Annotated in this window: 27 protein-coding genes and 6 pseudogenes; 11 read left to right on the top strand and 22 right to left on the bottom strand. The window is 40.3% G+C overall.

Annotated features, from left to right (window positions below):
• Positions 1–9 precede the first annotated feature (9 nt).
• The 5 genes from PN838_RS23540 to rppH form a co-directional block, all read right to left on the bottom strand.
• A complete protein-coding gene (locus PN838_RS23540; protein WP_272182203.1) occupies positions 10–417 on the bottom strand; it encodes a sulfite exporter TauE/SafE family protein in 408 nt (135 codons plus the stop codon).
• Between the two features lie 133 nt (positions 418–550).
• Positions 551–808: a TSUP family transporter gene (locus PN838_RS23535; RefSeq protein WP_272182202.1), complete on the bottom strand. Its 258-nt coding sequence runs from the start codon at positions 806–808 to the stop codon at positions 551–553.
• Between the two features lie 11 nt (positions 809–819).
• Positions 820–2,409 (bottom strand): phosphoenolpyruvate--protein phosphotransferase, encoded by a 1,590-nt coding sequence (ptsP, locus tag PN838_RS23530; protein ID WP_272182201.1) that lies wholly within the window; start codon positions 2,407–2,409, stop codon positions 820–822.
• Positions 2,410–2,435: 26 nt separating this feature from the next.
• A complete protein-coding gene (locus PN838_RS23525; protein WP_272182200.1) occupies positions 2,436–3,101 on the bottom strand; it encodes a GAF domain-containing protein in 666 nt (221 codons plus the stop codon).
• A gap of 10 nt (positions 3,102–3,111) precedes the next feature.
• Positions 3,112–3,702: an RNA pyrophosphohydrolase gene (gene rppH / locus PN838_RS23520; protein ID WP_215964370.1), complete on the bottom strand. Its 591-nt coding sequence runs from the start codon at positions 3,700–3,702 to the stop codon at positions 3,112–3,114.
• 149 nt (positions 3,703–3,851) lie between these two features.
• Between rppH and mutH the strand changes: the two genes are divergently transcribed.
• Both mutH and PN838_RS23510 read left to right on the top strand, forming a co-directional pair.
• Positions 3,852–4,523, top strand: coding sequence for a DNA mismatch repair endonuclease MutH (gene mutH, locus PN838_RS23515; RefSeq protein ID WP_272182199.1), 672 nt, complete (start codon positions 3,852–3,854; stop codon positions 4,521–4,523).
• Positions 4,524–4,532: 9 nt separating this feature from the next.
• Positions 4,533–5,080, top strand: a pseudogene (locus PN838_RS23510) (DUF1415 domain-containing protein).
• 70 nt (positions 5,081–5,150) lie between these two features.
• Here the strand turns inward: PN838_RS23510 and PN838_RS23505 are convergent.
• The 11 genes and pseudogenes from PN838_RS23505 to PN838_RS23460 all read right to left on the bottom strand — a co-directional run.
• Complete coding sequence (locus PN838_RS23505) at positions 5,151–5,651, bottom strand: thrombospondin type 3 repeat-containing protein (protein WP_272182198.1); 501 nt, start codon at positions 5,649–5,651, stop codon at positions 5,151–5,153.
• Complete coding sequence (locus PN838_RS23500; protein WP_272182197.1) at positions 5,620–5,973, bottom strand: hypothetical protein; 354 nt, start codon at positions 5,971–5,973, stop codon at positions 5,620–5,622. Before PN838_RS23500 ends, PN838_RS23505 begins: the two co-directional genes overlap by 32 nt.
• Entirely contained in the window at positions 5,960–7,273 is a 1,314-nt protein-coding gene (locus tag PN838_RS23495; RefSeq protein WP_272182196.1) for an extracellular catalytic domain type 1 short-chain-length polyhydroxyalkanoate depolymerase, read from the bottom strand. Before PN838_RS23495 ends, PN838_RS23500 begins: the two co-directional genes overlap by 14 nt.
• Positions 7,274–7,452: 179 nt before the next feature.
• The gene (locus PN838_RS23490; RefSeq protein ID WP_272182195.1) at positions 7,453–7,839 is read right to left on the bottom strand and encodes a response regulator; all 387 of its coding nucleotides are present in this window, start codon (positions 7,837–7,839) and stop codon (positions 7,453–7,455) included.
• Between the two features lie 20 nt (positions 7,840–7,859).
• A complete protein-coding gene (locus PN838_RS23485) occupies positions 7,860–9,041 on the bottom strand; it encodes a PAS domain-containing sensor histidine kinase (RefSeq protein WP_272182194.1) in 1,182 nt (393 codons plus the stop codon).
• Between the two features lie 163 nt (positions 9,042–9,204).
• Positions 9,205–9,567: a hypothetical protein gene (locus tag PN838_RS23480; RefSeq protein ID WP_272182193.1), complete on the bottom strand. Its 363-nt coding sequence runs from the start codon at positions 9,565–9,567 to the stop codon at positions 9,205–9,207.
• A gap of 209 nt (positions 9,568–9,776) precedes the next feature.
• Positions 9,777–11,672 (bottom strand): annotated as a pseudogene (gene parE / locus PN838_RS23475) (DNA topoisomerase IV subunit B).
• A 290-nt stretch (positions 11,673–11,962) separates the two neighbouring features.
• Positions 11,963–12,097 (bottom strand): YqiA/YcfP family alpha/beta fold hydrolase, encoded by a 135-nt coding sequence (locus tag PN838_RS27680; RefSeq protein WP_370661064.1) that lies wholly within the window; start codon positions 12,095–12,097, stop codon positions 11,963–11,965.
• Positions 12,090–12,551, bottom strand: coding sequence for a YqiA/YcfP family alpha/beta fold hydrolase (locus tag PN838_RS23470; protein WP_272182192.1), 462 nt, complete (start codon positions 12,549–12,551; stop codon positions 12,090–12,092). Before PN838_RS23470 ends, PN838_RS27680 begins: the two co-directional genes overlap by 8 nt.
• A gap of 38 nt (positions 12,552–12,589) precedes the next feature.
• Complete coding sequence (locus tag PN838_RS23465) at positions 12,590–13,060, bottom strand: DUF1249 domain-containing protein (RefSeq protein ID WP_215964363.1); 471 nt, start codon at positions 13,058–13,060, stop codon at positions 12,590–12,592.
• A gap of 7 nt (positions 13,061–13,067) precedes the next feature.
• Positions 13,068–13,559: pseudogene (locus tag PN838_RS23460) on the bottom strand (NUDIX domain-containing protein); the annotation flags it as partial.
• Positions 13,560–13,906: 347 nt separating this feature from the next.
• On the opposite strand from PN838_RS23460, the pseudogene PN838_RS23455 reads away from it, so the two are divergent.
• The 5 genes and pseudogenes from PN838_RS23455 (at position 13,907) to PN838_RS23435 (ending at position 18,630) form a co-directional block, all read left to right on the top strand.
• Positions 13,907–15,240 (top strand): annotated as a pseudogene (locus PN838_RS23455) (TolC family outer membrane protein).
• Between the two features lie 115 nt (positions 15,241–15,355).
• Positions 15,356–16,308 (top strand): annotated as a pseudogene (gene lpxL / locus PN838_RS23450) (LpxL/LpxP family Kdo(2)-lipid IV(A) lauroyl/palmitoleoyl acyltransferase).
• A 13-nt stretch (positions 16,309–16,321) separates the two neighbouring features.
• Positions 16,322–16,606, top strand: coding sequence for a SurA N-terminal domain-containing protein (locus PN838_RS23445; RefSeq protein WP_272182191.1), 285 nt, complete (start codon positions 16,322–16,324; stop codon positions 16,604–16,606).
• Entirely contained in the window at positions 16,587–16,979 is a 393-nt protein-coding gene (locus PN838_RS23440) for a TcpQ domain-containing protein (RefSeq protein WP_272182190.1), read from the top strand. Before PN838_RS23445 ends, PN838_RS23440 begins: the two co-directional genes overlap by 20 nt.
• 22 nt (positions 16,980–17,001) lie before the next feature.
• Positions 17,002–18,630, top strand: coding sequence for a vWA domain-containing protein (locus PN838_RS23435; protein ID WP_272182189.1), 1,629 nt, complete (start codon positions 17,002–17,004; stop codon positions 18,628–18,630).
• Here the strand turns inward: PN838_RS23435 and PN838_RS23430 are convergent.
• The 3 genes from PN838_RS23430 to smpB all read right to left on the bottom strand — a co-directional run bounded on the left by PN838_RS23430 (position 18,607) and on the right by smpB (position 20,576).
• Positions 18,607–19,416, bottom strand: coding sequence for an NRDE family protein (locus tag PN838_RS23430; RefSeq protein ID WP_272182188.1), 810 nt, complete (start codon positions 19,414–19,416; stop codon positions 18,607–18,609). The genes PN838_RS23435 and PN838_RS23430 overlap by 24 nt on opposite strands.
• Entirely contained in the window at positions 19,403–19,960 is a 558-nt protein-coding gene (locus PN838_RS23425; RefSeq protein ID WP_272182187.1) for a hypothetical protein, read from the bottom strand. The genes PN838_RS23430 and PN838_RS23425 overlap by 14 nt, the downstream gene beginning before the upstream one ends.
• Positions 19,961–20,096: 136 nt before the next feature.
• Positions 20,097–20,576, bottom strand: a complete 480-nt coding sequence (gene smpB, locus PN838_RS23420) for an SsrA-binding protein SmpB (RefSeq protein WP_215964356.1) — start codon at positions 20,574–20,576, stop codon at positions 20,097–20,099.
• A 111-nt stretch (positions 20,577–20,687) separates the two neighbouring features.
• Between smpB and PN838_RS23415 the strand changes: the two genes are divergently transcribed.
• Positions 20,688–21,119, top strand: a complete 432-nt coding sequence (locus PN838_RS23415) for a type II toxin-antitoxin system RatA family toxin (RefSeq protein ID WP_215964355.1) — start codon at positions 20,688–20,690, stop codon at positions 21,117–21,119.
• Positions 21,112–21,459, top strand: coding sequence for an RnfH family protein (locus PN838_RS23410; protein ID WP_215964354.1), 348 nt, complete (start codon positions 21,112–21,114; stop codon positions 21,457–21,459). The genes PN838_RS23415 and PN838_RS23410 overlap by 8 nt, the downstream gene beginning before the upstream one ends.
• Positions 21,460–21,527: 68 nt before the next feature.
• On the opposite strand, the gene PN838_RS23405 is transcribed toward PN838_RS23410, so the two are convergent.
• The 3 genes and pseudogenes from PN838_RS23405 to PN838_RS23395 form a co-directional block, all read right to left on the bottom strand.
• Positions 21,528–21,869 (bottom strand): outer membrane protein assembly factor BamE, encoded by a 342-nt coding sequence (locus PN838_RS23405; protein ID WP_215964353.1) that lies wholly within the window; start codon positions 21,867–21,869, stop codon positions 21,528–21,530.
• Positions 21,870–22,010: 141 nt separating this feature from the next.
• Positions 22,011–23,033: a hypothetical protein gene (locus PN838_RS23400; protein WP_272182186.1), complete on the bottom strand. Its 1,023-nt coding sequence runs from the start codon at positions 23,031–23,033 to the stop codon at positions 22,011–22,013.
• A 99-nt stretch (positions 23,034–23,132) separates the two neighbouring features.
• Positions 23,133–24,295, bottom strand: a pseudogene (locus PN838_RS23395) (dipeptidase).
• A gap of 355 nt (positions 24,296–24,650) precedes the next feature.
• On the opposite strand from PN838_RS23395, the gene PN838_RS23390 reads away from it, so the two are divergent.
• Both PN838_RS23390 and PN838_RS23385 read left to right on the top strand, forming a co-directional pair.
• Positions 24,651–25,268 carry a FlgO family outer membrane protein gene (locus PN838_RS23390; protein WP_272182185.1) on the top strand — a complete coding sequence of 206 codons (618 nt, stop codon included), beginning with the start codon at positions 24,651–24,653 and terminating at the stop codon, positions 25,266–25,268.
• Between the two features lie 127 nt (positions 25,269–25,395).
• The gene (locus PN838_RS23385) at positions 25,396–26,004 is read left to right on the top strand and encodes a hypothetical protein (protein WP_215964349.1); all 609 of its coding nucleotides are present in this window, start codon (positions 25,396–25,398) and stop codon (positions 26,002–26,004) included.
• The last annotated feature ends 204 nt before the right edge of the window (positions 26,005–26,208 follow it).

Here is a 26,208-nt window from a genome sequence, read left to right as displayed (position 1 = left end):
AACTTCTCTTTAAATAAATTGTTCAACTAATAACTTGACCGAAACGATCACCATAAAAACTGCAAACACTTTTTTCAGCTGGACTTGATCTAAGCTTTGCCCAACTTTAACACCAAAAGGTGCAGCGAAATACGAAAACAATGTAATACATAACGCACTTGGCCAATGAATAAAGCCAATAAACTGGTCTGACTCAGTCCAATGCCAACCTGCTATTAAGTAGCCAGACGAACCAAACAAGGCCACCACCATGCTGCATAATGCTGCGGTGCCGATACTCTTGCGAATGCCAACACCAATATAGGTGAGATAAGGCACTAAAATTGCGCCCCCACCTAATCCTGCTAACGACGCCAAAAATCCAGTCAAACTGCCACCGAAAATAAGTTGTAGCTTTGATGGTACAACACCTTCCAAGTTCAATTTTTTCCACTGCGAAACGTTTGCACAGATAAAATCATTAACATGATGGCAAATATTAAAGTTAACGTCTTACTGGCTAATAGCGCTGCGACATGGGAGGCAATAATTGAGGTTAACGCAGCGGCAACTACAACGGGTAACGCAAATCGAATGTCGACATTGCCTTTTTGAAGTGACTTTTACTAGAAGAAAATGCGGTAACAATTACGGTCGCAAGTGACGTTGCTATCGCTAAAATTGCAACATTGTCTTCGTTGACCATAGGTAAGATAGGCAACAAATAAATAAGCACAGGAACAAGAACGATGCCACCGCCAATACCGAGCAGCCCAGCCAAAAATCCAGCCAGCATTCCCATAAAAGGTAAATAAATTAAAACTTCCAACGACTGCCCTATTACCCACCAGCTCGTAATATGCCAGCTGCACCGATGTTCAAAATATAACGGTTCACTCGAAATTTCACTTGGTCTGGACGTGTACAATCTAACGCGTCCTCAACCAAATCTTTCAACTCTTCAGAGTTTGACTTTTTAAGAACCCATTTAACTTTAAGTAAGTTTTGTGTATTCATACTTAATTGAGTAAAACCCATTCCCGTTAATAACATGGCACCACCAGGATCACCTGCGAGTTCGCCACAGACACTACACGGAATACCTATTTCGTTTGTGACATCGGCAATGGTCTTAATCGCATTCAATACCGTTGGATGATACGCATCATATAAATGCGCAACTTTGTCGTTATTGCGGTCAACGGCCAATAGATATTGAGTTAAGTCGTTGGTTCCTATTGAACAAAAGTCCACTAATCCTTTTAGTTGCTTTAACTGGTACAAGATTGAAGGAACTTCAATCATCACGCCAACTTTAGGTCTAGGCACCTGCGCTGCATGATCGGCTTCTCGCAACTCTTCAGAAACTTCATTGTACGCTTGGTTAATTAATCGGTTTGATTCTTCTACTTCGCCAATATCAGAAATCATTGGCAACATAATATGCAAATTATTGGTAAAAACATTTGCCTTGATCATGGCTCTAATTTGCACTAAAAATATTTCAGGGTGATCGAGTGTCAATCGAATACCACGCCACCCCAAAAACGGATTGTCTTCAACTATTGGAAAATATGGCAACTGCTTGTCACCGCCAACATCGAGTGTTCGCATAACAACCGGTTTGCCTGAAAACTCACCTAACACATGTTGATAAAGTAATTGTTGTTCTTGCTCTGACGGGAAACGTTGGCGCATCATAAATGGGTATTCGGTACGATAGAGTCCAATACCTTCTATGTGTTCCTGCTCGGCGTATTCACCGTCAAATCCCATTCCCGAGTTAATAAATAACGAAACACGATGGCCGTCGGCTGTACGAGCAACTTCATCAGCTTCTAACTTTAATAACTTAGTAAATTCGAGATCTTCTGATTCTAAATCTCGATATTCAGCGGTGATTGCATCGTTTGGAGAAATAACGATTTGCCCGTTATAACCGTCAACAATGATATCTACGCCGTCTAATTGCAATAAAGGTATGTCACGCAAGCCCATTACCGCAGGAATGCCTAGTGCACGAGCCATAATCGCGGCGTGCGAGTTTTCCGCACCTTTGATTGACACTATGCCCTTAATTTTTTCTCTTGGCACTTCTGCCAACATCGACGCGGTGACTTCTTCAGCGATCAGTATCGCTGAATCAGGCACAGGAAGTGACTTACTTGATTCCGTCGTTAGATATTCAAGTAATCTGCGACCGAGATCTTTGACGTCTACAGCGCGTTCGCGAATATACGCATCTTCCATTTTCTCAAATTCAGATATGTATCGCTCAATCACTATTTTTAATGCGGATATTGCGCACCAACCATCTTTGATCTTACCAACAACTTCGTTGCCAAGACTGGCCGCGTCTAACATCTGTAAATAGATGTCAAAAATCGCTAACGCGTCGGCTGGTAAATGCGCAGACATGCGTTCAGACATATCAATAATGTCGGCACGAGTGGCTTCTACCGCTTCGTAAAATCGGCTTTTTCGCCTTCGAAATCTTCTGATTTTTTAAGTGATACATCGGCAAGGTTGATGTTAGTTTGAACTAAAAATGAATGTCCAATCCCTACTCCTGTCGCACCCGAAACCCCAGTCAGTACAAGACCAGAGGTATCCATTTCTAAGGACGTTAATTCAGATTTTAAACGTGCACTTACATTGGCAATATACGAAGCTAGCTGCGCTGAGAGCGTAACAAGAAAAGCTTCTTCGTCTTGGTCAAAAAACCGAACTTTGGATTGCTGAATCGTAATAACACCGAGTACAACACGTCGGTGAATAATAGGCACACCTAAAAATGCTGAAAATATCTCTTCCTGCACATCTGGATAGTTTTTGAATCGTGGATGACGCTGCGCATTATGCACTTTAATTGGCACTTCACGTTGAGCAACCCAACCGGTTAGTCCTTCGTCAAAACGCATGGTGGTTTTATCAATCGCTAAAGGATTAAGGCCATCTGTTGCTTTGAGTCGCAAAAGGCTTTGGTCGGCTTCAGCCAAATAGATAGAACAACACTCAGTACCGAGGCACGTTTTAATGTCGGCAACAAGCGACGCTAGAGCCACATCTAATGAGGGCTCTTGCGCAAAGGAGTGGGCAATTCGTCTGAGGTCACCTAACATAAAGTCTTTTTCAGCGCTGATTTTGCTGTTTATTCCTATTAAATTGTTTCTTGTGGCCCCTGCGTTTCTGCCGATTACTCGACGGCATATTACCAAACGAGTCACCTCGATTTGTATTAGGCCTGCCACTTGGCATCACGACGGGCGCAAATTCCTTCATTACGCGGCGATAAACGTCACGTTTAAATGAAACAACATTCCTTATTGGATACCAATAACTTACCCAACGCCAATCATCAAACTCTGGATGAGAGGTCTTTAATAAATCTACATCGGATTCTTTGCAACGAAGGCGCAGTAAAAACCATTTCTGCTTTTGTCCAATACAGACTGGAGCACTATCACGTCTAATCAACCTTTTAGGCAGTCTATAACGTAACCAGTTTTTGGTCACCGCCAAAATTTCAACGTCTTCTGGTTTTAACCCTACTTCTTCTTCCAACTCACGAAACATTGTCTGTTCTGCAGTTTCGCCTTCATCTATGCCACCTTGCGGATATTGCCAAGAATGCTGACCAAACCGCCTAGCCCAGAAAACCTGACCTTTGTGGTTGCAAATCACGATGCCAACATTGGGACGAAACCCTTCGGCATCAATCACAGTTTCACCTGCTTTAATTTTTCTATATGACCTGATTCTTCCATAAAGCGGAAAGTATCGCAAACCTTAATTAATACTGGCTTAATTAAGTGATAATTCAGATAATATTAATGAACATCAATTACCCATTTATGAAATGACGGCATTTAATGATAACGATACAAGCTCCTAAAACACTTGAACAATTAATGCACAGGATGGATCTCATTGCGGGACTTACCATTGCGGATATTGCTGAAGAGCTGCAAGTAAAAATGCCGGAAAACCTGCAAACCGAAAAAGGCTGGGTTGGTCAGTTGGTGGAAGCTTATTTAGGCGCAACCGCGGGGAATTTACCGGAACCGGATTTCCAGCATTTAGGGATTGAACTTAAAACCATTCCAATTTCTCGAACAGGCGCCCCGCTAGAAACCACTTACGTTTGCGTTGCACCGCTGTCACCTGCGTTAGGGGAACAATGGCGTACCTCGTTAGTTTACAAAAAACTGGCCCATGTATTGTGGGTGCCAATAATCGCCGAGCGCTCAATTCCATTAAAAGATCGTCAAATTGCCATGCCATTTTTGTGGCAAATGACACCAGAACAAGAACAAATATTAAAAACCGATTGGGGTGAGCTAACGGACCTCATTGTACTGGGTAAACATGATGAAATTACGGCAAAACTAGGTGAAGCTTTGCAACTAAGGCCAAAAGCAGCTGACAGTTCTGTTCGCAGTGCGGGGTCGACCGAGAAGGCAACCCAACGTATGCGCCGCCAAAAGGGTTTTATATTCGCACCAGTTTTACCAAGTCGTTATTGCGCCAACAATTTGATTTAGAGATTTGATATGCCACTAGAGTTAAGTGTAGAAAAACAGGTTTGGCAATGGCTTGATTCCATCGTAATCGACCTAAACCTTTGTCCTTTTGCTAAAAACCACGAACAAATAACCAAATTAAAGTGGCGGTATGTGGCGCCCGAAAAGACAAAGCAGTATTAAATCAGTTCCAGCAAGAATTGAGATTTTTAACCGACACCGACCCTAACCTAACGGATACAACGTTATTTGTTATCCCAGATCATTTATATGATTTTTATGACTATCTGGACTTTCTCGACAAAGCTCAGCAGTTGTTAGTATCTATGCACCTTGAAGGGGTATTGCAACTCGCGAGTTTCCATCCAGATTACGTTTTTGATGGGGTTGAGGAAGATAGCAGAGAGAATTACACGAATCGCGCGCCCTTTCCTATCATCCATATTTTACGAGAAGCGACGTTAACTCGGCTCGTGGAAAAATACCCCAACCCAGAACAGATCCCTAAAAACAATATTGATACTTTGAACCGACTTACAGAACCGCAATTTCAAAACCTATTTCAGGATAAAACCTGACCATCCTTTTTCGTCAGGTAAAAAAGAGTGTCCGCGGACACTCTTTTCAAACGACTAGTATTTTAGACGTTTAATATGAGCTGCATGAGCCTTTTTCAAAATGACCATTGCTTATCTCAGCAACGGTGCTTGTGACGTAAATATTGTAATAACCTAAGTTATCACCGGACCCTACCGCAATGGCGTACCCATAATAATTTACCGCACGGCCTGCCATTACATGGCTATAGTTACTCGAAGTATATTCTGTACACGAATAGTCACCGTTTGGCGTTGCATCACATACGTTGCCTAATCCGTCACTATCATTATCTGCTTGGTCACTATTGGCCATATTGGGGCAATTGTCTAAGCTATCTGCGATGCCATCGCTGTCAGAGTCTGTTGATCCACCATTAGGTGTTGCATCACATACATTGCCTAAGCCATCATTGTCGTTGTCAGCTTGATCACTATTTGCCATGTTTGGGCAGTTATCAAGATTGTCATCGATACCGTCATTATCACTATCTATAGGCCCTGTTTGCGCTGAGCATGCCTTAGTTTTGTCCCTTACAACTTGGTGCACCATCGGCGACCCAATTACACTGAGTTGAACCTGCTTGATATTCGCGCATCGTAAAATCGTTAGTGCCAAACTCTAGATAACAGGCCGAGTAACCATATCCCCAGGTTATATGACCTTCCGCGATGTGATAATTGTAATCCCCTGTTTTTCCAGCATCTATTGTAAAGCTTACCTGTACTGTAGACGATAAAGACGTGCTGTCGGTTGCGGTAACATTTGCAGTTTGCGTCCCACCGGATAACCCACATTGCTCGACATTAAATTGATTACTATTGACTGTGGCTACCTTAACGCCATTTGTAAAACTTGCTTCAACTGATGACAAGTTTTGGTTTTGATTCTAGTACCGAACCTGAAATGGTTGCACATTGACCACTTACCGCTACAGTGACGTCAGACATTTGTGGTGCTGTCGCTGGAGGCTCAGGTCCAACCCGAGTTGTAATCGAAACTGTGTCTCCTGTTTTTGCTAAATCGTCCGTGGCACGAACTTCAATTAAATATAAACCATCACTTAAGGTTGTAGAATCTGCAGAGAAATAACCGTTATTAGTTGCAGCTGTCGTGTTTATTGTCGCAACAGCAGTAGGTGTTGTAGTTGAAACATCGGTAATGACGATTTCAACATTGGTGACACTACTATCGTCATCTATAGCATTTCCTGAAATAGCTAAGACATTATTGTTGTCTACTGCATTTAATACTGTGATGACAGGCCCCGAATTACGATCCACACGTTGGTTATTGTCACTAAAATACTGCCCGAGATAAGATGCAAAGTTAATACTATTAGATGCAATATAGTCCCCTGAAGCACCAGCGCCACCAGACCAAGAATGATCTAAACCATCAAACCACACCATCGCAACTCGATTACCAGTCCATAAAGTTTCAGATGCAGTATGGCCTGTACCATCCGAAATAGTTGTACTGCCAGACAATTGTGAAACACCATAAACATTGGCGTAACCATTGGCATTTTGTTGGTTATAACAGGTGTCAACTGTAGTGTCTGCCGTGCCGTGACCGACCACTGCTATTTGAGTATCAAGATGTGCCGAGTAAGACCCTGCATAACTTTCACAACGTGATTTAAAGGTGGTTGGAGTCACCACTTCACAATTGTTTAACGCACCGTTAGAACTTGTGCCTAGGGTGGGTCCCGCGCTTGGTGCCACTCCCGCAAATACATCAGGTGCCACACAACCGGCTTGTTGGGTAAATGCACCACCGGAACTCAAACCAGCAAGGTATACCTGATTTGCATCTATATTTCGAGATGCGTCACCGCTCATTGCATTTGCTAGGTTAATCAAATTTTTATAATCACCTGAAGTTCGATTTTTAGTGCCTTGCCAATACGACCAACAACTGTAACCGGCTTTATTCATCGCATCGGGAACTGCGACCACCATGCCATGTTGTTCTGCCGCGTCTTCAAGTTGCGCAGTTAAGTAATTATTAATAGGTTGCACACATCCATGAAGTAGAATCAGTAGAGACTTGCCCACACCAATTGCAGAAGAAGAGTCAGGAGTATAAATATGGACATTGTTAAAACCACCAATATTGACATTTTGCTGCCAGCTTCCAGCATTAACTGAAGTAGCAAAAAAGAGGCTCACGAGGAGGAAAAACCATATATTTTATTTATTATTATCATTATTTCACCTTGTTGATTGTTTATAATTTAAACAATCAACAAGGTAGATGAGCGAGTTAACCGCGTATATGCTAATTTAGAGCTACTACCCTCTAACAACCGTTGACAATAAAAACCACCTAAAATACGACAAGTTTCGGGTTAATGTTGATTTAATACCAGCTTAATCGCGTCGAGTATGTCTATTCGATCAAACGGTTTAGCTACATGGGCATTAAACCCGATTTCATAGTATTGTTTCACTTCATGCGACAGCACATTTGCCGTTAGTGCGATGACCGGCAACCGTGCAAACTTTGGTTGTGTTCTTATTAACTTAATCGCCTCCATCCCATCCATGTTAGGCATTTGAATATCCATTAGGACAAGGTCAAACTCTTCATTTTCCAGAGAATCTAGACACTGAATTCCGTCTTCCACACACTTCACATTAACCCCTTCTGAGACTAATGTTTGCTCAGCAATAAGTTGGTTAATGGCATTGTCTTCCACCAGCAAAATATTTAGACCGAATAAATTTAATGGCAAACTTGCAACTTGTAACTTTTCTATTTTTTGTTCGGCGCGCTTTGACGAGATATATCCAAAAAGCGACTGCCTTTGCCAACTTCACTTTCTATCTCTACTTTACCATTCATTAAGAAACACAGGTTTTTAACAATGGACAGGCCTAATCCGGTGCCACCATAATTTCGTGTAATCGAACCATCAGCTTGATTAAAACTGGTAAATAACTTTTGTTGATCCTCCACTGATATACCAATCCCCGAATCTTCAACGGAGAAATGTAACTGTTCCTCTTGTTCTTGCCATTTTAGCTCAACCTCAACTAAACCAGAGGCGGTGAATTTAATCGCATTTGAACACAAGTTGATTAACACTTGTAAGATACGCGTTTGATCACCCTCTAAAAACACTTCTTCAGAAAAGTCACATTTGACAACAAAATCGATATTTTTATCAACGATGAGCGGTTCAATTAAATCCCGCAAAGTATTCACTAAACTAGCCGGAGAGAAAGGGATTGATTCAATAACAAGCTTATTGGCTTCAATTTTTGATATATCTAAAATGTCGTTAATGATCACAGACAAACTACTAACCGAACGCTTTGCTTTACTCAAATACTCTCTTTGTGTCTCAGTTAAATCCGATTTTAAAGTCAAATTTATCAAGCCATTAATGCCACTTAACGGGGTTCGAATTTCATATGACATGTTGGCCAAAAATTGGCTTTTCGCAATGTTTGCCGCTTCGGCTTCCGCCTTGGCTTTGGTTAATTCCAAATCCAATAATTTTCGCTCGGTAATATCATCGTAAGTACCTAATACCCCGATAACGTCACCCTGTGCAGAAATTAACGGCACTTTATTGGTCATAACATAGATGTTTTCGCCGGAGGGCGTTGTTTGTTTTTCTTCAAAATTCAACTTAGCTGTTTTTGTATCCATGACTAACTGGTCATCTGCCCGATACGCCTCAGCGTTTGCTATCCATGGACAATCAAAATCTGACTTACCGATCACTTCCGATGCGTCTATTTCACCGGCATCAAGGGAAAAGAGCTTGTTGGCCCCTCGATACACCAAATTAGTGTCCTTCCAAAAAACACGATACGGCATAGCGTCCACTGCCGCTAACAACAAATCATTGGCTCGTTGTGCTTCTTTTTGACTGTCCTCAGACATTGCACTTAATCGAATATTTGCTTCCATCAAAACAGTAAACATTTTTTTATCGTAAACAGCAATAAGCTAACTAGAATAGTAAAAACCATTATTTGGTTAACCCAAGCTGAAACGCTTAAATTGAATGAATCAGCAGAATTGACAAACTCCAGCGTTCCTAAATGAGCCGACAACGCAAAATAGCCAAGCGTACATAGGCTAACCGCTAAAAAACAAGCGCCATGGCATGACTTAAAATTAATCCTGTGGTGAGGACGCCACTTAACAGTAATAACGTGCCAGCGGCGGTTAAGCCAAATACAAACAGGGAGGAAATTCCAATTATCAACGTTGAAAAGATCAAAACTGCGCTTTTTATAATATGCGGTATTCGATTTCTAAAAAGATAAGTCGCAATAAGCAAAACAAGAAGTGCAATTCGAATAAAGTGCACTGGGTCGTAAAATTCTGTGGCGCGCCACATTAATGCCGCAATTTGAAAAACAGAAAATAACGCGACGACGGCAAGAATAGTATCTACGATTTCGGTCCGAACATTTGCAACTGAAGTAGGTTCCAGCAATTTCATAAAACGAATTGTTATCCAAATATATTTGATAATAACAACTTAGCAACATTACTTTGGATTTACCAATCACAAAGACAAATTACAAACAACAACAGACACGTAGATTAGAATAATGAGGGATAAACAGTGGTGATAAGTCGTCGAGTAAGTACGTTAGGTTACATTACTCGACGTTGTATACTATTGACCTACAGGCAACAAAGCAATGGTTACACCTCTACCATTGCTTTGTTGCCTTTGCTTTCTAGCCAAATTTTACGATCACCTGAACGTTTTTTGGCCAACAGCATATCAAGTAGTTCCATCGTTGGTGTAATTTCATCAATGGTTAATTGTACCAACCGACGCGTATTTGGATCCATCGTCGTTTCACGCAATTGCAGCGGGTTCATTTCACCAAGACCCTTGAAGCGTTGGACATTTATTTTGCCCTTTTTCTTTTCTGCAGCAATGCGGTCTAAAACCCCGTCTTTTTCACCTTCGTCTAATGCGTAATACACGTCTTTACCAACGTCAATACGATATAACGGAGGCATCGCAACATATACATGACCTTGTTCCACTAAGGGCCTGAAATGTTGGGTGAACAAAGCACACAATAATGTGGCTATATGCAAACCATCACTGTCGGCGTCCGCTAGGATACAAATTTTGCCATAACGCAATTGTGTCAGATCAGTTGAATCCGGATCCATTCCTATCGCCACCGATATATCGTGAACCTCTTGTGATGCCAAAACCTGACCGGCATCCACTTCCCAAGTATTTAAGATCTTACCTCGAAGCGGCATAATCGCTTGTATTTCTCGATCTCGAGCTTGTTTCGCCGAACCACCAGCTGAATCACCTTCGACGAGAAATAGTTCTGTGCGGCCAATTTCTTGGCTCGAACAATCTGTTAGCTTACCTTAGTAATGCGGGCCCCTGAGTGACCTTTTACGAACAACTTTTTTAGCGGCTTTTAGGCGTTTTTGTGCATTAGAAATACATAATTCAGCCAGTTGTTCCGCAATATCAGTATTGGTATTTAGCCATAAACTAAAGGAATCTTTTACTACGCCTGAGACAAATGTGGCACATTGGCGCGATGATAATCGCTCTTTTGTTTGCCCAGCAAATTGTGGGTCCTGCATTTTCACTGACAAGATGTAGCTGCATCGTTCCCAAATATCTTCTGGGGTGAGTTTAATACCACGTGGCAGCAAGTTTCGAAACTCGCAAAATTCACGCATCGCCTCTAACAATCCCTGCCGTAATCCATTTACGTGCGTTCCGCCCCAGGCCGTTGGAATTAAGTTTACGTAACTTTCGCCAACCGCTTCACCGCCTTCCGGCAACCAGGTAATAGCCCAATCAGCAGCTTCCAAATTACCAGAATAACTACCTGTAAATGGGTCTTCTGGCAAATTAATGTATTCTTTCACTGAGTCTATTAGATAATCTTTAAGACCATCTTCGTAATACCACTCATATGTTTCTTTTGTTTGTTTGTTATCAAACTTAATTCGCAATCCAGGACACAATACCGCTTTTGCGCGCATATTATGGACCAGTTTAGAAATGGAGAACTTAGCAGAGTCAAAATAAGTCGCGTCTGGCCAGAATCGAACATTGGTTCCGGTATTTCGACGACCAACAGTGCCTATTACGGAAAGATCTTCTACTTTATCGCCATTTTCAAACGCGATGCCATAATGCTGGCCGTCACGTTTAACTTTGACTTCCATTCGGGTTGTTAACGCATTAACTACCGAAACACCAACGCCGTGTAAACCACCAGAAAACTCATAGCTGGCATTACTAAACTTACCACCGGCATGTAATTTGGTTAAGATCAGCTCTACCCCTGGGATCCCTTCTTCTGGATGGATATCCACAGGCATTCCACGTCCATCATCTTGGACCTCTAATGAATTGTCTTCATGTAATATGACAAAAATTGACTGCGCATGGCCCGCTAACGCTTCATCGACACTATTGTCGATTACTTCCTGCGCTAGATGGTTTGGCCGAGTTGTATCGGTATACATTCCCGGTCTGCGACGTACGGGTTCGAGTCCATTTAGGACTTCAATAGCTTCTGCGTTATAGGATTGGTCTGTCATAGGGTGTCGGATTTAGCGTTTTTGTTTTTATTAATATAGAGACAAGATTAACGAGGAACGTAGCAAACATAAAGCACTATTTAGGAATAAATTTAGTGTGGGACCAAATCTATTTTTATTTTTACGGAATATAATTTGTAGCTCATGTTGGAAATCAAAGCGAGTTATAACTCATAAATAAAGTAACGCTTATTCGCGCCTGACGTCAGTGTTCAAAGGCTGTTCAGCTATTGAACAAATTACCAATAAGCCAAACGGTCACGCGACTTAATCCTATCTTTGATACTGAGCTAACGTGTCGGCTTGCTCTTTAGAAAAAATTCAACGATATCATTTGGATATCGTTCAAACCCCTCAAATGCGTGACTGCCGTTTTTTTCACAGGTGATAAGACAGTCTTGGTAGTGCTTGATTGCCTTAGTCATAATCTAAAACTTCATCACCTTCTTGCTGCAACAACCAAACTAACTTTCCGTCACGAACCGTTGGTTGATAAACATCACGTAAATGTGCCATATGCTCATCACCCAAAGTATAACGTTCATTTGTTAATGGGTGGACTTGGACCCCTTTATAACTTTCTAATAGTTCAAATGGCTTAACAGCTGGATTAATTACGACCGCAGGCAAATGAAACTCATTGTGTAAATAGGTGGCTAAATACCCGCCCATCGAACTCCCAACTACACCAATTAATTGATCGCTAAATTGCTGGGCAACTTCAGTTACCTGTCGAATAGCGTCTTGTGGCAAAGCCGCCAATTGCGGCGCGATAACAGAAATTTGAGGATGATTTAACTCAATTTGCTTTTTAAACTCCAGCGCTTTGGCAGAATATGGTGATGAATGAAAACCATGTAAATAGAGAATTGAATCCATGCTTATTAACCTAATTTACCTTTTAAAGACTTGGGGATTTATAATGAGACAGGCGCTTGAACTAAAGGGTCTACGCCACTCGCTTGATGATTAACAACTAAGTTTAACCAGTCTTTCAATAACAAATTAACTTGAACCTTTTCATCTTTATGATGCAACTTTGGGTTTGGATAAGGATTGTTTGCTTTTATCCAGTTTTGCTTTTGAAAACCAGTAACCTCAACCATTTGTGCGTCATGGTAAACACGAAAATCGATATTTGTTTTCATGTTTACAGGTAACTGACTATCCACTTGCAAAAGAGTAAAAGACTCAGTGTAACGGCTAATATCAGTGACCGTTAACTCAAAGGTCAAATTTTTTGATATGGATAACACCCAAGTTTGGTTCAAGTTATATTCCATAGGTAAAAGACGCAGCAATAAGCCATAGTTGCGGGTGCAAGTATGTTGCAGTTTTTTAAGGTTAGGGACATATTTTTGGCCAAACCCGCGGCGCACAGCTGTCATTTTTATATTATTTAAACCTTGTATCTATTTTACTTTTATTTAATGCCAACCATTGAATACAAATTACAGTCGATGCATTATCGATAACACCTTGATTAAACAAATCCAACGCATCATCAAAATCCATTACATGTACCTTGATGTCTTCTTGTTCTTCAGCAAGACCATAGATGCCACCCACTTCTGTCGTATCGACAATGCCTAAAAATAGGTGAATTCGTTCCGTTGTGCCACCTGGACTGGATAAGTAGTTTAACATTGGGATCAGCTCTTCGACAATCAACCCAGCCTCTTCTTCGGCCTCCCTAAGTGCAACTTGTTCTTTTGTTTCATCTTTATCTATCATGCCGGCAACGACTTCCAATAACCAAGGCGACTTTTTGTCATTAATCGCGCCGATGCGGATCTGTTCGATAAAGACCAATTGATTGGTTTTTGGATCATAGGGTAAGACGGCAACTGCGTCACCACGTTCTAAAATTTCGCGATAAACAACTGCACTCTCACCACCGGCAAATAGGCTATGCTGGAAAGAATATTGTTCTAGTTTAAAAAACCTTGGTAGATGGTTTCTTTTTAAGGTTTTTTACGTCAGAATGGTTGAATTGTGAAGTAAATGGCTTCATTGACATATAAATTGTCCGTTTTAGAGTAAAAATTATTTACTTATATTAGAGACTTCTAATACAACTTGATTATAATAAAGAGAGAAAAGCACATATTCTGTTACATTTAGCATTGTTTTATTACGACTAAAACGTTACTTATATCAATTAGAAACGTTACAATGCTGACAATTAACCCAATATATGTATTTGGAAATTCGCTTTCAACTAAGGAAACACGATGAGAAAATCATTTTTAACCGCATCTTTAGCGATATTGTTTACAGCTGCAAGTTTGCCAACATCTGCTACAAGTCTTTTAGACGCATACAAAGATGCAATGCGAAATGATCCTGCCACTTTAAAGGCAAAGGCACAATACGATATCGCAAGAGAATCTGAAAAAACCGCTTTTTCTGGTTTACTACCAAGTGTCAACCTGACGGGTTCTTATACATTGTCAAATTCTGAATCAATCGATTCAACTACGTTTGCTGTCAATGACAACGAATATACAGATTTACAATACGGTATTTCTTTGTCCCAAGCCATTTTCAGAATGGATACCTGTAGTATTCACTTGATGCTGCTGAAAAGCGTGCATTACAAGCGCAGGCGGGTTATGACTTGGCGAAACAAGCGCTAATTTCTCGCGTTACTAAAGCCTATTTCGATATATTAAAAGCCAAAGATAATTTGGAATTTGTACAGGCTGAAAAGAAAGCCATTGAACGTCAACTTGAACAAACCAAACAACGATTTAACGTTGGTTTAACTGCAATTACTGATGTACATGAAGCGCAGGCCAAATATGATAACTCAGTCGCTTCTGAAATCCGCGCAAGCAACAGCGTTGAAATTGCAAAAGAAGCCATCCGAGAAATTACCGGTAAATATTATGCCAAATTTGACGGCTTAAATACTGAACGATTCTCTGCAACATTGCCAAAACCATTAAAAGTACAGCAGTGGGTCACTAAATCTGAAAATAATAATTTAGAACTTAAAGCAAAAGAATTAGTTTTAGAAGCGACAAAGTTTGATATTAAACGAGCTCGTGCTGGTCACTACCCAACCTTGACGTTAAATGCGTCAATAAGCTCACAAGATACTGACTTAAGTACATTTGATACTGAAGCGCTAAATAGCAACTCAATCGGATTAACGCTTAACGTGCCATTATATTCTGGTGGCGCAACCTCCAGTGCAGTTCGTCAAGCTCAAGCAAATTATGTGTATGCCAGCGAAGACCGTGAAGAAACGCACCGTGCTGTGGTTCGCTTAGTTCGTACATCTTATGCAGACGTTACGGCACTAGTTTCAACGATCAAAGCATTAGAGCAATCAGTCATATCGGCAGAGAGCGCATTAAAAGCGACTCAAGCAGGTTTTGAAGTGGGTACACGTACAATCGTTGATGTATTAGACAGCACACAAAATTTATACCGTGCAAAAAGCCAGCTATCTTCAACTCGTTATGACTATATTTTGGCCATGATGAACCTTAAGCAAGCCTCAGGTTTGTTAACAGCAGAAGATGTTAACGCTGTTAATTCAGGGTTAAGCGCGAGCTAACCACAAACTAATTTATTAAAAGGAGCGTATCGCTCCTTTTTTATGTCAAATTAAAGGTTATCAATACCTCACGGTTGGGGTAAAATTCCCACAACGTTTTCAATTGGTAATTGTTTTGAGTACAACTTCTGTATCTAAAAAGTTTCAAGCGCCAAAGTTTTCTTTGTCATTGCTTGCGCCTAAATTTTGGCTCACGTGGATTGGCATTTCATTTCTCTACTTGTTGAGTTGGTTGCCTTTGACAATTCAATTTCGTTTAGGGAGTGGAATTGGTTCTTTACTTCATAAATTAATGAAACGTCGTCGCGACATAGCGCTAACAAATCTGCAACTTTGTTTTCCTAATATGCCTGAGGACGAGCGTAAGAAATTGGTATTAACTAATTTTAAAAATGCAGGTATCGCTTTATTTGAAAGCGGGATGTCCTTATGGTGGCCAAAATGGCGAGTGCAATCAATTGTCCACGTCAAAGGGCAACAACATATTGATTCTGCGTTGGCTCAAGGAAAAGGCATTTTTTATTGTTTTTCCATGTTTTACCCCTCGAAATGATGGCGCGCGTATTGGGCGAAAAAGGCTATCCATGTGTTGGTTTTTATCGACCACACAATAATAAAGTGCTCGAATGGGTTCAATATCGCGGACGCTGTGTTTCAAATAAGTATATGGTGGGTAAATGGGATGTTAAAGGGTTGCTAAAAGCGTTATCAAAAGGTGAAGTCACCGTGTATTTGCCCGATCACGATTATGGTAAAAACGCAGTGTATTTGTGCCGTTTTTTGATGTTGCACAAGCGGCGACAACGACCGGCACAGAGATATTTGCCTCACATAAAAATGCCACGACGATACCGACAAAATTGAAAAGATTACCCGGCACTCAAGGGTACGAAATCGAATTTTTACCGCCACTTGAAAATTATCCATATGGACAATGCTGAAGCCAATGCGACATTAGTCAATCAGTGGGTTGAAGAAGCCGTTGCAGATAACATGGAACAGTATATGTGGGTTCACCGCCGATTTAAAACCAGACCTAACGAAGCAGATCCTTCGTTGTATAAATAAAAATAGAAAAACAATGACGAATAAACCAGTTAAAAAACACTCGGGATTGATGGGAAAAATATTGTTCCCAAGTATTTTATTGTTACTTATTGTTGGATTTATTTACTGGGGTACAGACGCCAGTAATCAAACAAGTGAAAACCCTGTGGCAAAAGGTGTCGCAAAGTTTTATGCCGAAGTCCGCAAAGCAATAAAACCCGGTGGCAGTCGATTAGACGACTTTACAATCGAATTACCTAAATCGCCACGAAACGCGACAGAATTGTTGGAACTGCGACGTGACGAAGTATCCTCATAGCTCGCCAGTCTGGGAAGGCGAAAATAAAAAACGTAGTTTTAAAGAAAACGAAACGATAAAAACCGTCCTAGAGCGATTTGCTCAAGAAGAAGGCGTCGCGGTAATTTGGGATTTAAAATACGATTACATTATTAAGCAGCACTTTACTGAGTCAGGTAACCTGAAGTCATTGGTGGACACCATAAGTAAAGTTGTTGCTGGTGACTACGGTGGTCATGTTGATTCAGTCTACTGTCCAAAAGAACGCACGATTGTTCTGACGACAAACAAAACCGAATACATGTCGAGTTCTTGTGTCTTAACCTTATCTTCTGCTCAGTTGCGCAGAGATCAGGAAATGGAAAAAAGTATAGGCAAGAGCGCCGTGAATTAGGAAATTAAATTAAGGAATATCAATGTTTAAACGTGCAATTTTATTATCTTCTCTGGTATTAAACGTGGCCTGCTCAGGCAGTGATGATAAAAATAGCGAACTTGAAGGGACAGTCTCTGTAGCAGGTGTCGTTGAAGGTTTAACGGGTGAGATCAGTATCTATGTCAATGGTAACTTAGAAACCATAACGAACAATGGTGCATTTACATCCCCAACTCGAATTGAAGAAAATGCGACTTATTCCGTCACCGTTAATACCAGCAGTGACAATTTAGACTGCCTAGTTACTAACGGAAGCGGCACAGCTATCGGCAATATCAATAATGTTACTATCGTGTGTAATGGCCTTGCAGAGAATTTTAAAGCCTACAACCTTAATGCCCTAGCCTTCCAAGAAGAAGCGCCTTCAGTGCTAACCTTTGCATTTCACCTAATCGACCGTTTTACTGGTACTGCAGTTGACTCAATAGACAAGTCAAATATTACCGATTACTTAAACGTCCTTGAGAACGGTTCAGTTATTTCTCCACGAGAATCATTTTTAGAAGTGGATAAACTCAGTAATTATAATGCCGAATACCAAACTGTATTTGTAATCGATGTCAGCTCTTCATTGTTTAACGATGAATTAACGTCGATAAAAAATGCCATTAAAAATGTCATTGCCGATCCGGTTACACAAGAATCAAAGTTATTGCCAAACCAGTCAATTACTATCTTGTCATTTGACAGTGAAGTTGACGTAGTTATAGAAAACAGTCAGGACCCAGAAGCTATTATCGAACAGCTCGATGCAGTGCAAATTGGTGGCAACTCAACCAATCTATACGGCGCAATTAAGCAAGGTGCAGAAGTATGGCAAAATGAGATATCCCTTGAATTACTGAGCTACGGGAGCTTAATTTTGTTTACCGATGGTGTCCATAACTCAGATAGTTCGTCAACCAGCGCAGCTTTAAATGCGGCAAAAGGTAAAGACTTATATTTTATTGCTATCGGTGATGAAGCAGATACAGCAACTCTTAGTGAATTTACTGCAACGGATAACATCTATCAATTAGAAAACTTTGACGAACTCGATGGGTTATTACAATCAACCTTTGCCAAAATCAAAACATACGAAGATGGACTCTATGTTATGTCATATGCCACGCCTAAACGCAGTGGTTCACACACTCTAACCGTTGAGGCCATCGATGACTATCCATGTACTATGTCAGTTACGCCAAGTGAAGAAGCACAACTTGATAATAGTGGCTCTTTAGATAACTGTAACGATTCGTTTAGTGACGACTTTGATGCCACTGGGTTCACCGACATTGAAGCAGTATTAACATTGAACGGCGCACGCACAACATTAGTACCAGAAATGCTATGGCAAGCTAAATTACGTTGGTCGAGAGAAACGCCTGTTTTCAGTTGGCAAATAAAAGCGTGTAGAGGCGGACTTGAACATCAACTTTCTGACGATAACGCAGCCATTACATTCACTCGAACTGACCCTGACTTTGCAATAGGTTATGTGTCACTAACTGAGGAAATTACTGGTGCTACAACAGATAGTTATCTCATTATGGCCAGTAAACAATCGACCATAAATAATAAATTCTTATTTTCTAAAGATACCTTAGAAGAAATCTGCGGTAACTAGCGGCAACGACATTGTAATTGGACGGTCAACCTGACAAGGTTGGCCGTCCCAATAAGAAAATTCAATACTGCTATTTTTTAATTCTATACATGACAAAGATTGAGTATTCGCCTCATCTCGATGCATACAAATCGAATACGTATTGCCCACTCCCGCTTTTATCACATCACCATTAATCGCTTCACATTTATGTTTTTGACTATTCGGCAAATTCAGTTTCGCTACATCTGTTAAATCAGGTTTATGCCCCTTAAATAGTTGCACTAACTCCTCAACACAGCTTGCTTTAGTACGTTGCAGTAGACTGTGGCGAAGTTTAACAATGTTTTTAACATCAGGGTGAGCCGAGGAAAACAAAGCGCTTGGCAGTGTTGTAGGCAGGATTTGAGACACCAAGCCATTGTAGTGCCAAAACATTTGCTGCTGGGCTGCAATAACACCGAGTTGAAATGGTTGGCTTTGGGATAACGGCCAGCAAGCGACTTTTTGTTTTATCGTTTGCCAGTCTCGACAACTCGCTAATGAACGAATTAACTGGCCCCGTGATATTAAGGTTTGCGGTGGCTTTACTTGCCCTTGATAGTCATTCAGTAAGACAAAAACAAAACCAAATTCGTTTGCTGCAATCCAACTTCCATCACCATCGGGATCTTTTGGCATTATAAAACGTACACCGTTTTCAGTGTAATATTTAGGATGTTGTGCCTTGCTTCGTGTTGTTGATTCATCACGATTAAACACCACAGTTAATGTATCACCAAACTGTTGCCAGCTAAAACTGCACATTCTTTTCAAATTTTTGAGTGGAAGCCGCTTTACCAAAATAACAAGGTAAAACAATGTTGTTATGTATTGCGAGTAAACGAATTATTGCCATATGGTGAGTTGTATGCGAATGCAGAAAACATAATTCTCGATCATAGGCACTGTCAACGGTAGATGAGGGACCTTCGACATTTGTGCTAATCACAACTTTAACCGAGTCACTTTTTGATAAGTCAGATAACTCGGAACACAGTGCATTTAAAATATCGCCCGCATAAGTTGCGTTAATTTCAATATTCGCGTCTCGTTCTCGTTGGTCATAATTGACAACACCACCGTCGACTAACACACTTAAATAATGATCGATAATGTGCCTAACGTGGGCACCAATACTGCCACTTTGCAGCTGCTCGTTAGGTAAACTATATATTTGACTGGCCTGTTCTTGAACGAACTGGGCCAATTGGTTTAGTAATAAAATATTATCGTCGACAAGTTTTTTTGTCTGATTTTCCTGCTCAGGCATAAAATACAACTTCCATAAGTTTCCCGTCACTACTGACATCACTTTAAAAATAGAACGGGAAATCGATAAATTAATTTCAAACTTTTAAAAGCAAAGTATGACAGTAAATCGGGTCGGAAAGCCAAATCTCGGCAACGTCTTATTTAGTAATGTGTCATCGATAAGCGCAACAAGATTAATTGACAGAGTGTTTCATCATACGTTCTTTTTGACGATTCCAGTCGCGATCTTTAATGTCAGTCCGTTTATCATGGCTTAATTTACCTTTAGCCAAATGAAATTCAATTTTGACCCAATTCAATTTCCAATACATCGCGGTGGCAACCAAAGTGTAACCTGAGCGTTCTACAGCACCGACAAGTTCGTTAATCTCTCTGCGTTTCAATAACAACTTACGAGAACGATTCGGTTCGCAAACAACATGTGAGGAGGCCTGATTCAACGGTTGAATTTGTGAATTTAATAAAAACACTTCGCCATTTTTTAAAAATACGTAGGAGTCAGAAATATTCACTTTTCCGTCACGAATACTTTTCACTTCCCAACCATGAAGTTCAACACCTGCTTCAAACTTTTTGTCGAGGTGATATTCATGACGTGCCTTTTTATTCAAGGCAATCGTATTTGAAGAAGATTTTGATTTTTTGTTGGACATATTCTTATCTTAGTATTAATGAACCTCGGATTATAACCATTTATCCGCCATTTTCTATCCAAGTTTGTTAGAATACTGAAATTCTCTTAATTATCATCTCAACCAGTTGTTATGGCTCAAATTTCACGCAGTGCGCTCGTTATGTTTAACGGCCAACAAATGTTCGACTTAGTGAACGACATTAATGCATACCCGCAATTTATTCCAAATTGTGCAAAGGCATCGAGTAAATACATTAATGATAACGAAATTGAAGGCTCTTTGTTGATTAAAAAAGCCGGGATCGAAAAGTGGTTTACCACGCACAATAAACTACACCCTGGTAAATCCATCGAACTTTCTTTAGTTAATGGTCCATTTAAGTTCCTAACGGGGCAATGGGTGTTTACAGAACTCGATAGCAATGCGTGTAAAGTCGAATTACAATTAGAGTTTGAATTTTCTTCTAAAATGATTGAATTGGCATTTGGCAAAATATTTAACCAAGTTGCGGTTAATATGGTCAATGCTTTTTCGCAACGGGCTAAAGTTGTTTATGGATAACAAAATTACTATCGAAATTGCGTACGCAACACCGGAACAGCAAACCTTATTGGAGCTTGACGTCCCTGCTAATTTTGACGTCGAACACGCGATTAAATTCAGCGGTATCCTTGCCAAACATTCAGAAATTGATTTGGCTAATAACAAGGTCGGGATCTGGTCGCGAACTTGTAAGTTAAGCCAAGGATTAGTGGCTGGCGATAGAATTGAAATTTATCGCCCTCTAATTGCCGACCCAAAGGAAGTTAGGAAGCGCCGTGCGGAAAAGGCAATTGAAGAAGGCCGAGCTGACAAAGTTACCGGCGGCAGAGTCAATCCAAGGAAAAAACAAGCCGAATAAAAAAGGTGGCTAAGGCCACCTTTTTTGTGTGTATTTTTACCAATTTTGGTCATTGATAGCCAATAGAATTAAGACTCTAGCGGGGTTTCAAATTGTTCTGGTCTTTTGTAATCACCTTCAATTTCAAACAACTTACCGTCTTTGAAGATAATAATAAGCTCACGACGTATCGTTATATCTGTTTTACCCGACTTATTGGTGTGGATATAGTGCCACTTGTCTGACGAAAAAGGGTTTTCCAGAACCGGAGTTCCAAGTACATACTTAACTTGCTCTTGCGTCATTTCTACTCGTAATTTATTAACATCATCTTGGTTAAGAAAGTTACCTTGTGTAATGTCATATTTGTAGACCCACGTACTGCAGGCTGAAAGAGCTAGTGATATAAAGATTGCGAGAAAAATTTTCATGAAAATACTGCTGTATGAGTTGTAAACAATTGTCTAGTTTGACATCGTTAATGGAAAAAGTTCCGTAATATTAGCAGAATCAAAATTTAATCTGTACCACAATATTCATAAATCGCACGATTGTACTTGGCCAAGTTATAATTAGGTTACATTAAACAACTTTGCCATCGGGCTAGCGTACTTCTCATGCAAACTTTCCAGGTTTTGAAACTCAAAATTAATACCAATTTGTTGATTATAATTTAAGATTTGTTGCGCGGTTAATACTTGGCTTTCAACCATCAAATTTTTAATTGCCTGAGTTCGTCCTGCGAGAAAAGTTTTGGTTTTTAAATCCGGACATTCTTTTCCATTAATCAAGTTGCTTTGAATAGGAGCTGGAACGTTAATACAGTCAAAAACATGTGGCTTTACAAATTCATCGAACTTTAAAAAACTCAACAAAATATCACCGTTTATTTGATACGCGTCGACTTGTTTTCGCTCGGCAAAATTTTCGATTGGAATTAAATTAAGGCGCTCCTGTTTTAAACTTTGCACGGTGCGATCAAATAATCGCAACATAACATAAGTAGGAAACCCATTAAAAAAGGCTAAGTTATAAAAATCATCCGCACTGACTGAATGACCTTCTTCTTCACAGATAAGCTGTGAGTAATGTACAAACGAACGAGACAAATTGACTAACTGTATTAACAATTGGCGGCACGGTTCACTTAATTGCAAATAATAATAACGCCAACAAATAGAGTTAATCACCTCACTCAAAGGATCGCCTTTTTTATGATCTAAAACATAAAATTCGACATCTGTCGGCAAATTCAACTTAATTTTTACGTCTTTAAATGCCTGAGCTAACCAATAATTATCGGTTAAAATAGCGGTGAGTTTAGCTTGCGTTAGCTGCCCCATGTGAAGCATTTCAATAAAATGGCTAAACTTATGATTTACGGTATCTAAACTTGTTAAAGACGCGGCCCAATTTAGCTGCCTTGCGAGCTTGATCTCTAACTTAGCGTCGAGTTCAGCTTCCATTTTGTTCTTTGGGTCGGCGTCACATCTAGAAAAATGGGAGTATACTAAACTACGGTAAAATACATCCGTTACGTCATCGAGAACGATGGCGTCTGCTAGTTCAGTAATGTTAACGTTTGTTATTGGCACGGCTCGTCCTCCCATTTCCAATTTATAATATGGAATTAAGAGTACATGGAATATAGGGGAACCCTTAATTCGCTCCCCAGAGTATTTAAATGGTTAAGTCTATTTAGCCGCTTTTTCTACAGCACGCCAAACACGAAGCAAGTTACCCGCTAAAACTTTCTTAATTTCTGATTCGCTGTAACCTCTATTCATTAAGCCCTGTACTAAATGTGGAAAATAAGACACATCTTTTAAGTCACGAGGTAATGAATCGCCAACACCGTCAAAATCGGAGCCAATACCAACATAATCAATACCAACCAAGTTTTTAACATGGTCAATATGATCTAACACCGTTTCTAAATTTGCATACGGATATGGCGATGCAGCACGATACGACGCTTCAATTTCTTTTGCTTTCGGCTCTCCGTACGACGTGCCTGCGGCTTTATATTTAGCGCTTAACGTATCTCCCCACATGCGGGTTTTAGCAGAGACAAAACTTGAACCGAAGTTAATTTGAATAACGCCGCCATTTTTGGCCAATGCCTTGATCATATTATCATCCATATTACGTTCAAATCCTAGGGTGAATTTACGTAAAGAAGAGTGTGAGGCAATTACCGGTGTCCGTGTGATTTCTAATGTTTGATAAAATGCGTCATCACTGACATGAGAAATATCAATCATCATACCGATGTCGTTCATCTCTTTAACAAGTATTTTGCCAAAGTCACTTAGCCCTTTCCATTTACGACGAAGGTCATAACTTGAATCTGCAATATGATTCGCAAGTGAATGAGAAAGCGTGATATAGCGAATTCCGCGATCATAAAACAGCTTTAAGTTGTCGATATCACCTGCCATCGGCGAGCCATTTTCCATTCCCATCGGCAATGAAATCAAGCCTTGTTTGAAGTGTTTTTCAATGTCGCTTGTTGAATACGCAATGGCAAATTTATCCGGCGCTCTAGCGGCGATTGCTTCGACGGAGTCAATTAACTTATGGGCTAATTGTACGCCAAAATCTTTACCATCAGCTTCAAGCGTTGCAGGAATATATATCGACATAAACGGTGCATTTAAGCCGCCTAACTTAGCTCTAGGGTAATCAAAATCTCCCCTTTGGTCGCTACAGTGACATCTTCCCACTTTTTATTAATTCGATATGGCACATCAATATGGCTGTCGGCAATAATGGAATTTTTGGCAATATTTTTCGCCTTTTCCGATACTTCAATTGCCTGCAACGAAAATGAAGACAAACTGGATACTATTATCATGGTCAGCACTGGACCAATGGACTGAAAACCTTTATTCATGACGATTCCCTTGTAGGTTGCTATGGCCTATATATTGCTTACAACATTATGGTTGTTGTTTTTTCGAGTATGGATCAAACTATTGGTCAATCACCAATGACGAAATAAGAAATATAACAAGCCCGACAAACGCAATTCTAGCTTAGTGTTTATTGATTTTTTACATCAACTAGTACGCTATTTTGTCACATGAGTCATCGATGATGACTTAATAACGATTTACGAAGCGAGTTTGAAATTTTGCAACGTTATCGACGTAAACTAGCCATATAATTGGCCTTAAGTTCATAGTTATTAAAGCACTTCCGGATAGGTTATGAAACTACGTTTATTATTAATAAGTTCAATTTTAGGTCTCGCGGGTTGCGCTGCGCCAAATTACCATGCGGAACATTATGCCAATCGATTTAAGCAATACGGTTATGGTTTCACACCAGACGTATCGATGGAAATGGGTACCGATAACAAAAACTTGAACGCTAAAATTCTTAAAAAATACGCTGACCGAATTGCATTTGAACTTTCTCAACAAGTTGATATCAATAAGCTTTCGTCCGTGTCTGTCGCATCATTTGTCGATTTAGATGACAACTTAACAAACACCCATCCGCTAGGGAATAAAATAGCAGAGGACTTACTTGTTTCACTGCAAGAAACCGGGTATCGGGTTGTTGACTTTAACGTTTCCGAACAGCTTGCCTTATCACCTCAAGGCAGTTTTATATTTAATAGAAACAACAATCTCATTACGACTCAATATGTCATTAGCGGCATTATTAATTACTCACCAAATGGTGCGAACATAAACGCCCGACTTGTTTCGACAAAAAGTGGGGCAATACTTGCCGCCTATACGTTATCTATGCCCGCATTTGTCCTTGAAAATGCGTTCCCTACCGTTGAAGGGCAGGACATCGTAATCCGCGGTCGCTAATTGCTAAAAAAATTACTAAAGATGTTGTTCAATCGTCCGATAAGTAAATATTAAAGTACGTAAACCGTATGTTCTCGCGAGCAACAACCGTATATAGATCTGACTTAGATCCAAAAGGTAACTGATTATGAAAAAGAATTTGTTAAATAAAGTATTTTTAGGTGCAGCGCTTGTTATCGCCCCTTTATCTTCAACGGCGGTTACAACGTCATTTACGCTAGCGTTCACAACGGTGCAGGATCTTCAAATTGTAGAAAACAATCCGTTAACCTTTGGTGTTGCCAACGTATTTGGTAAAGCCGCAACCTCTTGTACAGTAACAACGGCGGTTGCAGCAGCGTCGTCAGCGAGTGTCGGCGTTATTGCTAATTCTGACATTCAAGATTCTTTAAGTAGTGGTGATGGCGGTTGTATTGCAATAACTTCTGGTACTGCAAACAATTTATCAGGTGTCTATGAAATCACTGGCGTGGCCGGACAAACGGCAAACGTAACGGTGTCTTCAATTAGTGGCGGCACTGATTTTAATTTCTCACCAAGCGGCTTTCTCGTACAAAACGACTCAACCGTCGATTTTTCTTCACCGGTTGCGATTATCGCAGATAACCCAGTGAGCATAACTGTCGGTGACAATGGTTCAATTGTTGTTGTTGTTGGTGGTGTGGTAAACGTATTGCAGGACCTTACCGCCAATACGCCATATTCAGGTAGCTTCGACATTACTGCCACATACTAGTCAGCATATAAAAGAGTGGAACATCGTGTTTCACTCTTTTGTTTTCCTTCATTTTAATTATCTTCATCTAGCCTATTACGAGTTTTCATTGTCTGTTCGGTAATGCCATCACTGCAAAACTCAATGTCAATTGAGGCCCAGTTTTACACTTTCCCAGCGCGCTGCTCATGGTCTTATGTTTTTATTGCCATTATCTTTAAAAAC

The sequence above is a fragment of the Psychrosphaera algicola genome (genome assembly GCF_028401425.1).
Classification (GTDB): Bacteria; Pseudomonadota; Gammaproteobacteria; order Enterobacterales; family Alteromonadaceae; genus Psychrosphaera; species Psychrosphaera algicola.
Note: the sequence above shows the minus strand (reverse complement) of the source record. Positions and strands in the feature narration are given on the sequence as shown.

Coding starts and splice junctions, on each gene's coding strand:
- PN838_RS23385 (WP_215964349.1), top strand. CDS start 25,396: ATGAAAAAGAATTTGTTAAATAAAGTATTTTTAGGTGCAGCGCTTGTT.
- PN838_RS23470 (WP_272182192.1), bottom strand. CDS start 12,551: ATGGATTCAATTCTCTATTTACATGGTTTTCATTCATCACCATATTCT.
- ptsP (WP_272182201.1), bottom strand. CDS start 2,409: ATGTCTGAACGCATGTCTGCGCATTTACCAGCCGACGCGTTAGCGATT.
- PN838_RS27680 (WP_370661064.1), bottom strand. CDS start 12,097: ATGACTAAGGCAATCAAGCACTACCAAGACTGTCTTATCACCTGTGAA.
- PN838_RS23430 (WP_272182188.1), bottom strand. CDS start 19,416: ATGTGCAGTTTTAGCTGGCAACAGTTTGGTGATACATTAACTGTGGTG.
- PN838_RS23525 (WP_272182200.1), bottom strand. CDS start 3,101: ATGTTAGGTGACCTCAGACGAATTGCCCACTCCTTTGCGCAAGAGCCC.
- PN838_RS23465 (WP_215964363.1), bottom strand. CDS start 13,060: ATGACAGCTGTGCGCCGCGGGTTTGGCCAAAAATATGTCCCTAACCTT.
- smpB (WP_215964356.1), bottom strand. CDS start 20,576: ATGTCCAACAAAAAATCAAAATCTTCTTCAAATACGATTGCCTTGAAT.
- PN838_RS23445 (WP_272182191.1), top strand. CDS start 16,322: ATGACGAATAAACCAGTTAAAAAACACTCGGGATTGATGGGAAAAATA.
- PN838_RS23480 (WP_272182193.1), bottom strand. CDS start 9,567: ATGAAATTGCTGGAACCTACTTCAGTTGCAAATGTTCGGACCGAAATC.
- mutH (WP_272182199.1), top strand. CDS start 3,852: ATGATAACGATACAAGCTCCTAAAACACTTGAACAATTAATGCACAGG.
- PN838_RS23425 (WP_272182187.1), bottom strand. CDS start 19,960: ATGTCAGTAGTGACGGGAAACTTATGGAAGTTGTATTTTATGCCTGAG.
- PN838_RS23410 (WP_215964354.1), top strand. CDS start 21,112: ATGGATAACAAAATTACTATCGAAATTGCGTACGCAACACCGGAACAG.
- PN838_RS23435 (WP_272182189.1), top strand. CDS start 17,002: ATGTTTAAACGTGCAATTTTATTATCTTCTCTGGTATTAAACGTGGCC.
- PN838_RS23415 (WP_215964355.1), top strand. CDS start 20,688: ATGGCTCAAATTTCACGCAGTGCGCTCGTTATGTTTAACGGCCAACAA.
- PN838_RS23405 (WP_215964353.1), bottom strand. CDS start 21,869: ATGAAAATTTTTCTCGCAATCTTTATATCACTAGCTCTTTCAGCCTGC.
- PN838_RS23485 (WP_272182194.1), bottom strand. CDS start 9,041: ATGTTTACTGTTTTGATGGAAGCAAATATTCGATTAAGTGCAATGTCT.
- PN838_RS23505 (WP_272182198.1), bottom strand. CDS start 5,651: ATGGTGCACCAAGTTGTAAGGGACAAAACTAAGGCATGCTCAGCGCAA.
- PN838_RS23390 (WP_272182185.1), top strand. CDS start 24,651: ATGAAACTACGTTTATTATTAATAAGTTCAATTTTAGGTCTCGCGGGT.